Raw genomic sequence first — 13,467 nt, 5'->3', positions numbered from 1 at the left:
TCTTACCCACCAAATTTCCCGCTGCGCGGAAAGCCCTTCGGCACGGTGCGGCCGGCGGTGGCGCGGTCGGCAAGCCATTCGCGCAGTTCTTCACCCACCTTGTTGAAGAGACGCCCGGCCGTGTCGGACCAGCTGAGGCCGTCGGCAAGCGCGAAACATTTCACATCCACGACGCCGCCGTCCTTGTAACGCTGCAGACGCACGCCCTTGCCGCGCGACATTTCCGGGACCTGCGCCAGCGGGAACGCCAGGAGCTTGCGGTTTTCGCCGACGACAGCGACGTGGTCGCCGGTAACGGGAACCGCGAGCTTGGCCTCATCGGGCATGGATACGTTCATGATCTGCTTGCCCTTGCGGGTATTCGCGACCATTTCGCTTTCCGCCACGACGAAGCCGTTCCCGGCCGTCGAAACGAGCAGCAGCTTGCGCGACGGATCATGCACGAAGGCGGTGAGGACATCCTGATCGTTTTCCATATCGACCATGATGCGGATCGGCTCGCCATGGCCGCGTCCGCCCGGCAGCTTGTCGGCGCCGAGCGTATAGGCCTTACCGCCTGTCGTCAGCAGCAGCAGCTTGTCGGTCGTCTGCGCCGGGAAGGCAAGCTTTGGACCGTCGCCTTCCTTGAAGGTCAGGGTCGAGGTGTCGGACATGTGACCCTTCAGCGCCCGGATCCAGCCCTTCTGCGAGATAACGATGGTGACCGGTTCCTTCTCGATCATCGCCTGCTGAATGGCCTCGATATCGGCGTCAGGAGCGTCGGCAAACTGCGTGCGACGGCGGCCGAGTTCGGTCGCCTTGGCATATTTCTTTTTGACCTCGCCGATTTCCCAGGCGATGGTCTGCCACTGTTTGTCATCAGAGGCGATCAGCGCTTCGATCTCGGCCTTCTCATTCGTCAGTTCGTCGAATTCCTTGCGGATTTCGAATTCCTCGAGCTTGCGCAGGTTGCGCAGCCGCATGTTGAGGATGGATTCGGCCTGCAGGTCCGTCAGCGACCATTTCGCCATCATCACCTGTTTCGGCTCATCCTCCTCGCGGATGATGCGGATCACCTCATCAAGATTAAGATAAGCGACGAGCAGGCCGCCCAGAATTTCCAGTCTGCGGTCAATGGCGGCAAGGCGATGGCGGGAGCGGCGGACCAGCACGTCCTTGCGGTGCGCCAGCCACTCCGTCAGCACCTCGTTCAGCGCCATCACCTTTGGCACCTTGCCGAGCGACAGCACGTTCATGTTGAGCGGCAGGCGGCTTTCCAGATCGGAGAGACGGAAGAGCGATTCCATCAACAGCGTCGCATCGACGGTGCGGCTCTTCGGAACCAAAACGATACGCACATCCTCGGCGGATTCGTCCCTGACATCTTCGAGAAGCGGCAGCTTGCGGGCAATCAGCAGCTCGGCGATTTTCTCGATCAGCCGCGATTTCTGCACCTGGAACGGAATTTCGGTAATGACGATCTGATAACCGCCACGGCCGAGGTCTTCCGTTTCCCATTTGGCGCGCACGCGGAAACCGCCGCGGCCGGTCTTGTAGGCGTCGAGAATATTCTCGCGGCTTTCAACGATCACGCCGCCGGTCGGCAGGTCGGGACCGGGAATGAATTCCACCAGCTTTTCAACGGTCGCATCGGGATGCTTGATGAGGTAAAGCGCTGCGTCACACAGTTCATGCGCATTGTGCGGCGGGATCGACGTCGCCATGCCGACAGCGATACCGGAAGCGCCATTCGCCAGCAGGTTCGGAAACGCACCGGGCAGAACGACCGGCTCGGAATTGGACTCGTCGTAAGTGTCGCGGAAATCGACCGCGTCCTCACCGATACCTTCCAGCAGAAGCTCGGCCACCGCCGTCATCTTGCTTTCGGTATAACGCATTGCGGCGGGGCTGTCGCCGTCGATGTTACCGAAGTTGCCCTGCCCGTCGACCAGCGGATAACGCAGCGAGAAATCCTGCGCCAGACGCGCCAGCGCATCATAGATCGCCTGGTCGCCGTGGGGATGGTAGTTACCCATCACCTCACCGACGATCTTCGCGCATTTGCGGAAGGCGGAATTGGGTCTCAGGCCCATTTCGCTCATCGCATAGACAATGCGGCGATGGACCGGCTTCAGGCCATCGCGGACATCCGGAAGCGCACGATGCATGATCGTGGACAAGGCGTAAGCGAGGTAGCGCTCTTCGAGCGCTGCCTTCAAATCGACCGGATGAATATTATCGTCTCCGCCGGACGGAGGTACAAGATTTTTTCCCATGGTGCTTGACTAGCGGAAATGGCGATTCCCGGCAAGAAACACAGGGGTCGCGGCTGTGGATGAAACCATCCCTTCCATGCGGTTTTTTGTTAACCGCGCTGCAAATGCCGCAATGCCGCCGTCATGGGAATCGATCTAAATACCCTAGACCTTTGATTATCAGCGAATATAAGTATCACCATTAGCATTAAGGCTCGGTTTGCAGCCGTACGTTGAGGGAAGAAACATCATGAGACTGAAATCCACCCGGCAGGTTCTTTTTGCGAGCGCCGCGCTTCTTGCCCTTTCCGCGCCGGCTTTCGCGCTGGATGGTGGGGATGTGCTGAAGAAGATCAATGCGGCCTATGCCGCGCAGGGCGGTCAAATTGATGCAGGCTCCGTCGCCGTCAACGGCTCGACGGTGACGCTGAACGACGTGACCCTCAGCGCCGCTGCCGACCCGGCCAAGAAAATCCCGGTTGGCAATATCACGCTTGATGGCGTCGAGGAAAACAACGGCGGCTACAAGATCAAGAACGCCCGCTTCGACAATATCGACTACAAGCAGGACAAGGTCGAGATCAAGGCCAGCGACATCTACATGTCCGGCCTTGTCATCCCCGCTGATGCCACCACCGGCACCGTCGATGCGCTGATGTTCTACGACGAAGCCCATAGCGGCCCGATTTCCGTGTCCGTCGACGGCAAGCAGGCTTTCTCGCTCGAGGAAACCAGTGCGACGATGTCGGTCAGCGACGACAAGAACTCGATCGGCTTTGACCTCGACGCCTCCGGCTTCAAGGCCGACCTCAGCGACGTCACCGACCCCGCCACCAAGGACGCAATCGAAAAACTGAAGCTGCAGGCGCTTTCCGGCGACATGACCATGAGCGGCAGCTGGGAAGTGGCTTCCGGGACTGTCGATGTCGAGGAATACGCGATCGACCTCGATGATGTCGGCCGCCTGAACATGTCGTTCGGTTTCTCCGGCTACACGCTCGCCTTCATCAAGTCGATGCAGGAAACGGTGAAGGCGCAGGCCGCCAACCCGAACAAGGAACAGGCAGACCAGGCCGCGAGCCTTGCCATGCTCGGCCTGATGCAGCAACTCTCCTTCGTCAACGCCGAGATCAGCTTCGAAGACGCCAGCATCACCAAGCGCGCGATTGACTATGCAGCAAGCCAGCAGGGTATGACGGGCGACCAGCTTGCACAGACCATCAAGGGCATGGCGCCGATCATGATGGCCTCGCTCAACGTTCCCGAATTGCAGAACATGGTGTCGGCGGCGATCAACACCTATATCGACGATCCGAAGAACTTCTCGATCACGGCAGCGCCGGAAAAGCCGGTCCCTTTCCCCATGATCATGGGCGCTGCCATGGGCGCGCCGAACACCTTGCCGAAAATGCTCGGCGTCACGGTGACGGCAAACGAATAAGACGAAAGAGCCCCGGTCCATTGCACCGGGGCTTTCCTTTTGTGCTCAATTAACATCCGGGAATGTCGTCAGCTCCCGATAACTTATCTCACGATCAACGCCAAAAGCGGGTCGCAGCTTGCGTCCCGCTTTTGGGGGCGGCAGTGGCGCTCAGGCCGTTTCGCCCTGTGCGATTATCCTGCCCTCACCTGCAGTGCCCGCTCCCGACCAGTCAACGCGGCGCGTCGCAAACATTGTGGCGGCTATGGCGATGAACGAGATTACCGCGCCGGCCAACAGCGCATATTCATCTTCATTCAGCACCAGATACATGACGCTGTAGGCGAGTGAGAGCACGCCGAACAGGGCAATGCCGTTCCTTCGGCTACGGGTTGCGCTGCCGAGATAAAAGGAGATCAGGACCGCTGTTGAAAGTGCGGCGGCGACATAAGCAATGGTGAATCCCGTGTGCTCCGAAAGCGCCAGGAGAAGTACATAAAAAACGATCAGCGCCAGCCCTGTCAGCACATATTGTAGCCAGTGCACGATGGTGCCGCCCTTGAGTTCGACGATAAAGACGGCAAGGAAAACGAGAGAGATGAACCCGATCGAATATTTCAGTGTCCGCGCGATGATCTGGTAAAATTTCACTGGCTCTACGAGATTGATTGTCATCAGACTGTTGGAGAGCGGCAATCGCGGGCCTTCAACAACCCGATCCAAGCCCCGTGCGAGATACGGAATGGTCCAACTGGCATTGAACTCCGTGGCGGTGATCGTTTTTTCCTCCGGCAAAAACAGGCCTTCGAAACCCGGATGTGGCCAATTGGCTTTTGCGGCAAAACTCGTCGTCTGACCTGCCGGCGCGACGGCGAAACTGCCCGACCCGTTCAGCGAAAAGGCGATATCGAAGGCAAAGCCGGTTTCAATGAGGCTTCTGTCAATCTGCCTATGCACTCCGGCATCGGACATCATTCGCGCCTGCGGGTCGTCATGCGTTGCCGTTGCGGACATGTCCCGCATGCCGGGATCAAATGGCAGAACGGGCCCGCCGTCTATCCGGACCCCTGCGCTGGACCGGATGCCTGTCATGTCAGCGATATTGAGAACCAGGACGGCGTTATCGAGACGGGGCGTGCCAGCAAAACGGGCGAGATCCGTCAGGATGCCGGAACCAAAGCGACCGGCAAGCGCGAGATCGCCTTTATAAACGGGCAAGCTATAGATCGACAGCTGCTTTTCCTCGGTCTTGAGATCAGCCGTGACCTTTAGTGTTTCCGGCATGACAAGCACCCATTCCGTCACACGATCAACGACGCTTTGGCCATTGACCTCGCGGCGGCGTTCCACATCGAAGGGCACGGCAAGATAAGGTCCATTCACCACCTGATCGCCACCCCATCCATGGGCGATCCGTCCGGATACCTCTTGTGCACGCGAGGCGCGTTCTTCCGTCAATGCCCAGACCAGCAGGAGCGGCACCAGCAAGACCATCGAAATGAAGCCGATCATGACAAATTTCGCGCCCGGCGAGCGCAGCCCGGCCGCGAAATGAGTGCGGTGCGTGGCCGGATGCATATGCCCGGCCGCGATGGCAGGGTCTTTTTCCGTTTGATGAACCATTCTGAAATCCTTACCAATATTATCGCGCGAACCGGATTCAACGTTCGGTCGGCGCCGCCCCAAGTTTAAAATCTGCGTTAGACTTGCATCCCCCTGGTGGACGCAGGGCTATACTGGGATCGGATTTCGGCTGATTATGTGCGGAAGTGGGTTCGACTCGCGGTAAAATTGTGTCTTTGCCGCGTTCGCGAGAAAAAGACGGAAAATTCCTCATCCACCAGTGGTGACGGCTAGAGTTTCAGCCGCTCGCGAAAGAAGACCAGCGCTACGGTGACCCCGGTCGCGACACCCACGATCACGTCGATGAAGCGGACAAGGCCGGCAACCTGCGGCCCCATGAGGAGCACGAGCATGGCGGAAGCACCAGCCTGTATCGGTACGACTGGCGGCAGGCCGAACATGGAGGCGAGGATCATTGCGATGAAGGTCGCCGAGGCCAGCCTGATTTCGGCGAAATCATGCGGGACCAGGAGGGCTATTTCCCCGACGAGAATGCCGACGGTGACGCCCACCATCAAGCCGAGGCCCTGACGAACATGGCTTGGAATTCCCGGCGCCAGACAGATGAGCGCGCTGATCGCCGCGAAGACGGGTTGCGGATGGCCTAGCCAGCCATGCGCGACCCAGAACGCAAAAGCGGCCGCAAGTGCGGCCGCCAATGCACGGGTGAAGGCTGCGCGAACACGGTCGAGCAGCGTCTTCAACACGATCAGTCTTTCTTCGACGGAACGACGCGCAGCGCCAGTTCGCGAAGCTGCGTCGGCGTTGCCGGCGACGGCGCGTTCATCAGGAGGTCCTGCGCCTGCTGGTTCATCGGGAACAGCGTGATTTCGCGCAGGTTCTTCGCACCGACCAGCAGCATGACCACACGGTCGATACCGAAAGCGCAACCGCCATGCGGAGGCGCGCCATACTGGAAGGCGCGGTAGAGACCGCCGAAGCGCTCTTCAACGTCGGTCTGCGACAGGCCAACCTTTTCGAAAGCCTTGACCATCAACTCGGGCGACTGGTTACGGATCGAACCGGAGGCGATTTCGAAGCCGTTGCAAACGGCGTCATACTGGAAGGCCTTGATGGAGAGCGGGTCCTGCCCTTCCAGCGCTTCCAGACCACCCTGCGGCATGGAGAAGGGGTTGTGGGCGAAATCGATCTTCTTTTCTTCTTCGTTGTATTCGAAGAAGGGGAAGTCGACGATCCAGCACATTTCGAAGCGGTCGCGATCGATCAGGTTCAGCTCGTCGGCGGCGCGGGTGCGCGCCTCACCGGCAAACTTGTAGAACTTGGCGGGATCACCGGCGACGAAGAAGCAGGCATCACCTGCCTCAAGGCCGAGCTGCTGGCGCAGCGCCTCGGTGCGTTCCTCGCCAATGTTCTTGGCAAGCGGGCCGGAACCGCCGACCTTGCCGTCCTCTTCCTTCCAGAAGATGTAACCAAGGCCGGGCTGACCCTGAGACTGCGCCCAGGCGTTCATGCGGTCGCAGAATGCGCGCGAACCGCCGGTCTTGGCCGGAATTGCCCAGACCTGAACCTTCGGGTTGGAGGCGATCATGTTCGCGAAGACCTTGAAGCCCGAACCATCGAAATGCTCGGTCACGGCCTGCATGACGATCGGGTTGCGCAGGTCCGGCTTGTCGGAGCCGTATTTGCGGATCGCTTCATCATAGGGAATGCGCGGCCACTCTTTGGTGACAGGCTTGCCTTCGGCAAACTTTTCGAAGACAGCAGTCATCATCGGCTCCATCGTGGTCCAGACATCTTCCTGGGTCACGAAGCTCATTTCGACGTCGAGCTGGTAGAATTCGCCCGGCAGGCGGTCGGCGCGCGGGTCTTCATCGCGGAAGCACGGCGCGATCTGGAAGTAACGGTCGAAACCCGCCACCATCAGAAGCTGCTTGTACTGCTGCGGCGCCTGCGGCAGCGCGAAGAACTTGCCCTCATGAATACGCGACGGCACGAGGAAGTCGCGTGCACCTTCCGGCGAGGAGGCCGTGAGGATCGGCGTCGTATATTCGGCAAAGCCGGCATCGGCCATGCCGGTGCGCATGGCGGAGATGATCTGCGTGCGCTTGACAATGTTGTTGTGCAGCGTTTCGCGGCGCAGGTCGAGGAAGCGGTACTTCAGACGGACATCTTCCGGATAGTCAGGCTCGCCGAAGACCGGCAGCGGCAGTTCCTTGGCGACGCCGAGAACCTCGATCTCCTGAGCATAAAGTTCGATCTCGCCGGTCGCCATGCCCTTGTTGACGGTGTCTTCCGAACGCGCCTTGACGAGGCCGTCGATGCGGATGACCCATTCGCCGCGCACGGTTTCCGCAACCTTGAAAGCCGGGCTGTCAGGATCGGCAACCACCTGGGTGATGCCGTAATGGTCGCGAAGGTCGATGAAGAGAACGCCGCCATGATCTCGCACGCGATGAACCCAACCGGAAAGGCGAACGGTTTCGCCGACGTCGGACTTGCGGAGAGCGGCACAGGTGTGGCTGCGGTAACGATGCATTTTTTTATCCTGGAACGTGTCGTGGGCCCGTTGGAGGCCAGATGGGCGGCACTGTCGAAATTTGCCGGAAAAGCGCATGGCCAGCCCGATTTGTCAAGGCAAAGCGCAACAATGTCGCCTTCAGCCTGTCCTTTCCCCCGCCTTGGCTTTAGATAGTGCATATTCAGCCCGCCAAACCGAGTCGGCCCGCAATGAGCCAGATCAGACCCCTCATCCCGCTTCTCGTCACCGCCGGCATCCTGATCGGCGGCAACGGCCTGCAGGGAACCTATATTGCCCTGCGTGGCATCTCCGAAGGTTTTTCCGCCAGCACCATCGGCGTCATCAGCGCCGCCTACAGCATCGGATTCGCACTCGGCTGCGTTTCAGTGACGCGGCTTCTGCGAAAGATCGGTCATATCAGAACATTTGCCACCATGGCAGCGGTCGCCTCGGCCGCTTCCATCGCCATGCCGCTCATCATCCACCCGCTATTCTGGATGCTGATGCGTTTCGTCATCGGCATTGCCGTCGCCTGTCTTTTTGCGGCCATCGAAAGCTGGATCAATGCCCAGGTGACGAATTCCAATCGCGCGCGCACGCTTTCCATCTATCGTTTCGTTGATCTCGGCTCCGTGACGCTGGCGCAATATGTCATTGCCGTGATGGGTGTCGAAGGCCCGGTGGTGTTTTCGCTGATCGCGATAGCGCTGGTGCTGTCTCTGGTGCCGATCTCGCTTGCCGACAAATCCAACCCTGCCCCGCCGAAGCAGATTCCCTTCAACCTTTTCGCCGTCTGGCGAATCTCCCCGCTTGCTGTCGTCGGTTGCGTGGCAGTCGGCCTCAGCATGGCGGCCTTCCGCAACATTGGCCCGATCTATGCCGAACAGATCGGCTTTTCCGTTACCGCCATCGCCACATTCATGAGTGCGGGCATTATTGGCGGTGTGGTGCTGCAATATCCGCTTGGCGTTTATTCCGACCGTTACGACCGGCGCATCATCATTCTCGCCACCACGGCGGCCTCTGTCATCGTCGGGCTGTTTCTCGCTTTCTTCGCCGGTACTGATGAATGGAGCAATATCATCGGCGTCTTCATCTTCGGCGCCTTCGCCCTGCCGCTTTATTCGCTGAGTTCGGCGCATGGCAACGACCACGCCAAGGAAGGCGAACATGCGATGATGTCAGCCGGACTGCTGTTCTTCTGGTCGGTGGGCGCAACCGTGGGGCCGCTTCTCGCCTCCGTCCTGATCGATCAGTTCGGTCCGAAGGCGCTGTTCAGCTATACCGCCGCGATCCAGATCGTTTTCATCGCCTACACCATATATCGGCTGCAGGTGCGCGAGGGCGTTCCGCTTGAGGAGAGGAACTGGCGTTTCAGTTCGCTGTTGCGCACCTCGGCCTATTTCCAGAAGCTCGCCGCACCCGCACCACCTAAAAAGAATGGGTCGGAGCCCAATCCGCCGGAGAAAAACGATCCTTAGGCCTTCAAAAACGGGCTTTGTATTGACATGCGCCCGGCAAAGGGAAAGTAAGACGGATAATTTTCACGAGTGGCCATTTGCAATGATTGAAACGACTGCCGCCCTCGCCGAGGCCTGCACGGAACTGGCGAAATCGGAATTCATCACCATCGACACCGAATTTTTGCGGGAAACCACCTTCTGGCCGGAACTCTGCCTCGTGCAGATGGCAAGCCCGACTCTCGAGGTGCTGGTCGATCCGCTGGCGAAGGGCCTCGATCTTACGCCGCTTTTCGAGTTGATGGCCAATCCCGACGTCGTGAAGGTTTTCCACGCGGCGCGACAGGACATCGAAATCATCTACCATCTCGGCGGGCTTATTCCGCATCCGATCTTCGACACGCAGGTCGCCGCCATGGTCTGCGGTTTCGGCGATTCGATCTCCTACGACCAGCTGGTTCAGAAGATCAAAAACGTGCAGATCGACAAATCCTCGCGTTTCACCGACTGGAGCCGCCGCCCGCTGACCGAAAAGCAGCTGGATTACGCGCTGGCCGACGTGACCCATCTGCGGGATGTCTATCTCTCGCTGAAAGCCCAGCTCGAGCGTGAAGGCCGCTCGCTGTGGCTGACCGAAGAGATGGATATTCTCGAGTCTCGCGACACCTATGACATGCATCCCGACGATGCCTGGCTGCGGCTGAAATCGCGCCTGCGCAAGCCGACCGAGCTTGCCATCCTCAAATTCATCGCCGCCTGGCGCGAGCGTGAGGCGCGCTCCCGCAATGTGCCGCGTTCGCGCGTGCTGAAAGACGATGCGATCTTCGAAATCGCCCAGCAGCAGCCGAAGGATGCCGAGGCGCTGTCGCGGCTTCGCACCATTCCCAAGGGCTGGGAACGCTCCGCGTCCGGCAACGCCATCGTCGAGACGGTGAATGCGGCGCTGGCGCTGCCGAAAGAAGAAATGCCGAAGGCACCGCGTCACAGCCACGCGCCGGAAGGTTCGGGCGCTGCCGTGGAACTGTTGAAGGTTCTGCTGAAGCTGACGGCGGACAAGCACGGCGTCGCCGCCAAGGTCATCGCCAATAGCGACGATCTGGACAAGATCGCCGCCGAGGGCGAAAAGGCAACGGTGGCGGCACTGACCGGTTGGCGGCGGGAGCTTTTCGGCAATGTGGCGCTGAAGCTCATCAATGGTGAGGTCGCCCTGCGTTTTGCCGGCAAGAAGGTCGAAGCTGTAGAGGTTGCGGCGAACGAGTCGTAACCCTCGCTCTTTCCGCGACCTTCTCATACCGCGTATCGCCTCATTCGCTAGCGCTGCATCTGAATGGCGCTGGCCGAACACCCGAATCGCCCGACAGCGCGTCGGGCGACAAAATCGGTGAAGCCATCGACTATACGATATCAACTTAGGCGGGGTGCGGGCCCCGCCCGTTGCGGCAACCGGGCAACAGGCTTTCCGATCCTTTATGCAACCTTACCGATTGCTCACTTTTTCCAGCGCTTTTTCCACATTAATGTCGCATATGACCTGAACAGAAGCTTTGCCCGCAAGGAGCGACGGGCCTGCCCTTCCCGAGATCAAGAATCGACATGAGAAAATTGCTGCCCATTCTGGATTACGTGGTGCTCTTCGTTGCCGTGGCCGGCAGCGGCGTGGCCTACGCCTTCCTGGAATATGGCGGTGGCGCGCTCATCGGCGCGACCTATGCGCTGTTTGCCTGCGCGCCAATCCTCGCCTTCGAGCGCGGTTACATCATGCCCGGCCTGTCGCGGCAGGTCAGCGCCCTGCCGACACCGGTTTACATTGCCGTCGGTCTTGTCATCTATGCCGTTCTCGTCTTCTGCGGGTTCGGGCTGGGCGGCACGATCCTGTGGCTGAGCGGCATCTTTCCCGGCACCTGGAAACGCGCCGTTCATGCCGAAGTACAGACGCTGGTCTTCACGCTCATCGTCTGCGGCATCATCGTCTTCATCATGCGCGTGCGTGAACTTCTTGGCCGCGATATCTTCATCGACCTCATTCTCGGGCGCTATCGCCGACCGGTGAGCGAAGACCGCGTCTTCATCTTCATCGACCTTGTCGGCTCCACCTCCTTCGCCGAAACCCATGGCGACCTGAAGGCACAGGAGTTTCTCGGCGAAATCTTCGCGAGCTATGCCGCACCGGTCAGGAAACACGGCGGCGTCATCGACGATTACATCGGCGACGCCGCGATCATCACCTGGCCATACCATAGGGCGATAAGGCGCGCGGCCTGCGTGCGCTGCGTTTTCGATATTCAGGCGACCATCGAGGAAAAGCGCGACATGTGGCTTTCCCGCTTCGGTGAAGTGCCGCGCCTGCGCTTCGCCATCCATGGCGGACCTGTCATCACTGCGGAAATCGGCGTCGACCATCACAAGATCACCTATTTCGGCGATACGGTGAACACGACCTCCAGACTCGAATCGCTGAGCAAGATGCTTGGCCACCCCGTGCTGATTTCCGCCGACCTCGCCCATCAGCTGGTGCTTCCCAAGGGCGTGCGCAGCGAGTATCTCGGCGAGCACGCGGTCAAGGGCCGTGGTCAGACGCTCGGTGTCTGCACGCTCAGCCAGTATCAGGCCCCCGCCGCTTAGGGCGAAGCAACGTCGCCGTCACCTTCGCCAGCGGCCGCCGTCATCAAAATTCATCAAAGCTTCAAACGGCAATCACCTCTCTGTCATGTGCTGCCCCTATCGCGTCAATCCTGTCTTCAACAGGTACTGACAGGGGTCTCAACATGAAGCACGTTCTTTTCGCCTCTTGCGCGGTTCTCGCGCTCGCTTCCGCATCGCAGGCAGCGGAAAAGGAGTTTCCGGCAAAGCTGGTTTCACATGCCATTCTGCCGGCCAACACCATCATCGCCGCGCCTGCCGATGCGCCGGCACATCTCAAGACCTCCGCCAAGTTCACCACAGCCGACCGCAAGCGCGCCGAAGGCCTCGGCACCGTGCCCGGCAAGGACGGCGTGCGCCTGACGGGCCTTTCCATGCCGTTCAACGGCCAGCCCATGCAGGGCTTTTCCGGCATCAAGGCCATGCCGGACGGCAGCTTCTGGAGCCTTTCCGACAACGGTTTCGGCTCCAAGCTCAATTCGAGCGACGCCATGCTGATGCTTCACCATCTGAAGTTCGACTGGGAAGCCGGCAAGGTCAATGCGCTTGAAACCGTGTTTCTCTCCGACCCTGACATGAAATCGCCCTTCCCCATCGTTCTGGAAGGCACGGAAAAGCGCTACCTGACGGGCGCCGATTTCGATGTCGAATCCATTCAGCCTGTTGCCGACGGTTTCTGGGTGGGTGAGGAATTCGGTCCTTACATCCTGAAATTCACCCGCGACGGCAAGCTGACCGATGTGATCTCCACCAAGGCCGGCGATATCGAGGTGAAGTCTCCCGACCATCCGGCTCTCGCACTGCCTGGCAACCCGACTCAGAAAATGCCCGCTTTCAACCTGAAACGCTCCGGCGGTTATGAAGGCATGGCGCTCTCCAAGGACGGCTCAAAGCTCTACGGCCTTCTCGAAGGACCGCTCTATATGGCGGACGGGCAGGTAGAAAAGACCGAAGACGGCGCGACCGCGCTGCGCATCATCGAACTGGACACCGCCAGGAAAGAGTGGACCGGTCGCAGCTGGCTTTATCCGCTGGCGGAAGGCGGCGAGGCGATCGGTGACTTCAACATGCTGGACGAGACCACTGCCCTCGTCATCGAACGCGACAACGGCGCCGGCACGGCCGACAAGGCCTGCGCCGACCCGAAGGCTCCCACTGCGGACTGCTTCGCCCGCCCAGCCAAGGTCAAGCGCATCTACAAGATCGAATTCAACGACGCCAATGTCGGCAAGGCCGCCCGCAAGATCGGCTATATCGACCTGATGAAGATCTCCGACCCTGATAACAAGAAGCGCCAGGGCGGCGGCAACGGTTTCTACGACATGCCTTTCGTCACCATCGAGAATGTCGACCGCGTCGATGCCACTCATATCATCGTCGGCAATGACAACAACCTGCCTTTCTCTGCCGGGCGGGCGCTGGACAAGGCTGATGACAACGAATTCGTTCTGCTTGAGGTCAAGGACCTGCTCGAGGCGAAGTGAGGCCACGGCTGCCGTCATTTGCATTGACGGTCACCAATGATCCGGACGGAGCGCTGGCAGACACGAACGTCTGCGCGGCGCTCCTTTCCGATTTTCCGGCCGCGACAGAAACATGCTTGCGGAAAAG

General features: G+C 59.7%; 9 protein-coding genes. 5 read left to right on the top strand and 4 right to left on the bottom strand.

From position 1 onward, the window contains the following. Positions 1 to 2 precede the first annotated feature (2 nt). Positions 3 to 2,255, bottom strand: a complete 2,253-nt coding sequence (gene parC, locus AGR2A_RS07305; RefSeq protein WP_004441156.1) for a DNA topoisomerase IV subunit A — start codon at positions 2,253 to 2,255, stop codon at positions 3 to 5. Between the two features lie 229 nt (positions 2,256 to 2,484). On the opposite strand from parC, the gene AGR2A_RS07300 reads away from it, so the two are divergent. Next, complete coding sequence (locus AGR2A_RS07300) at positions 2,485 to 3,675, top strand: hypothetical protein (protein ID WP_004441154.1); 1,191 nt, start codon at positions 2,485 to 2,487, stop codon at positions 3,673 to 3,675. A gap of 150 nt (positions 3,676 to 3,825) precedes the next feature. Here AGR2A_RS07300 and creD read toward each other — a convergent pair whose 3' ends face one another. The 3 genes from creD to aspS all read right to left on the bottom strand — a co-directional run bounded on the left by creD (position 3,826) and on the right by aspS (position 7,774). After that, a complete protein-coding gene (creD, locus tag AGR2A_RS07295) occupies positions 3,826 to 5,277 on the bottom strand; it encodes a cell envelope integrity protein CreD (protein WP_072494903.1) in 1,452 nt (483 codons plus the stop codon). 230 nt (positions 5,278 to 5,507) lie between these two features. After that, positions 5,508 to 5,984 carry an FUSC family protein gene (locus AGR2A_RS07290; protein ID WP_072494279.1) on the bottom strand — a complete coding sequence of 159 codons (477 nt, stop codon included), beginning with the start codon at positions 5,982 to 5,984 and terminating at the stop codon, positions 5,508 to 5,510. 2 nt (positions 5,985 to 5,986) lie between these two features. Next, positions 5,987 to 7,774 carry an aspartate--tRNA ligase gene (gene aspS / locus AGR2A_RS07285; RefSeq protein ID WP_072494278.1) on the bottom strand — a complete coding sequence of 596 codons (1,788 nt, stop codon included), beginning with the start codon at positions 7,772 to 7,774 and terminating at the stop codon, positions 5,987 to 5,989. Between the two features lie 191 nt (positions 7,775 to 7,965). Here aspS and AGR2A_RS07280 point away from each other — a divergent pair, with 191 nt between their 5' ends. The 4 genes from AGR2A_RS07280 to AGR2A_RS07265 all read left to right on the top strand — a co-directional run bounded on the left by AGR2A_RS07280 (position 7,966) and on the right by AGR2A_RS07265 (position 13,340). Further along, positions 7,966 to 9,237: an MFS transporter gene (locus AGR2A_RS07280; protein WP_072494277.1), complete on the top strand. Its 1,272-nt coding sequence runs from the start codon at positions 7,966 to 7,968 to the stop codon at positions 9,235 to 9,237. A gap of 82 nt (positions 9,238 to 9,319) precedes the next feature. Next, positions 9,320 to 10,480 carry a ribonuclease D gene (rnd, locus tag AGR2A_RS07275; protein ID WP_037088987.1) on the top strand — a complete coding sequence of 387 codons (1,161 nt, stop codon included), beginning with the start codon at positions 9,320 to 9,322 and terminating at the stop codon, positions 10,478 to 10,480. Between the two features lie 329 nt (positions 10,481 to 10,809). Beyond that, positions 10,810 to 11,838: an adenylate/guanylate cyclase domain-containing protein gene (locus AGR2A_RS07270; protein WP_004441145.1), complete on the top strand. Its 1,029-nt coding sequence runs from the start codon at positions 10,810 to 10,812 to the stop codon at positions 11,836 to 11,838. Positions 11,839 to 11,981: 143 nt separating this feature from the next. Then, the gene (locus AGR2A_RS07265) at positions 11,982 to 13,340 is read left to right on the top strand and encodes an esterase-like activity of phytase family protein (RefSeq protein WP_004441143.1); all 1,359 of its coding nucleotides are present in this window, start codon (positions 11,982 to 11,984) and stop codon (positions 13,338 to 13,340) included. The last annotated feature ends 127 nt before the right edge of the window (positions 13,341 to 13,467 follow it).

This window comes from Agrobacterium genomosp. 2 str. CFBP 5494, assembly GCF_900013495.1.
Taxonomy (GTDB): Bacteria; Pseudomonadota; Alphaproteobacteria; order Rhizobiales; family Rhizobiaceae; genus Agrobacterium; species Agrobacterium pusense.
The sequence above is the reverse complement of the archived record's forward strand: the minus strand, read 5'-3'. Positions and strand labels throughout refer to the sequence as shown.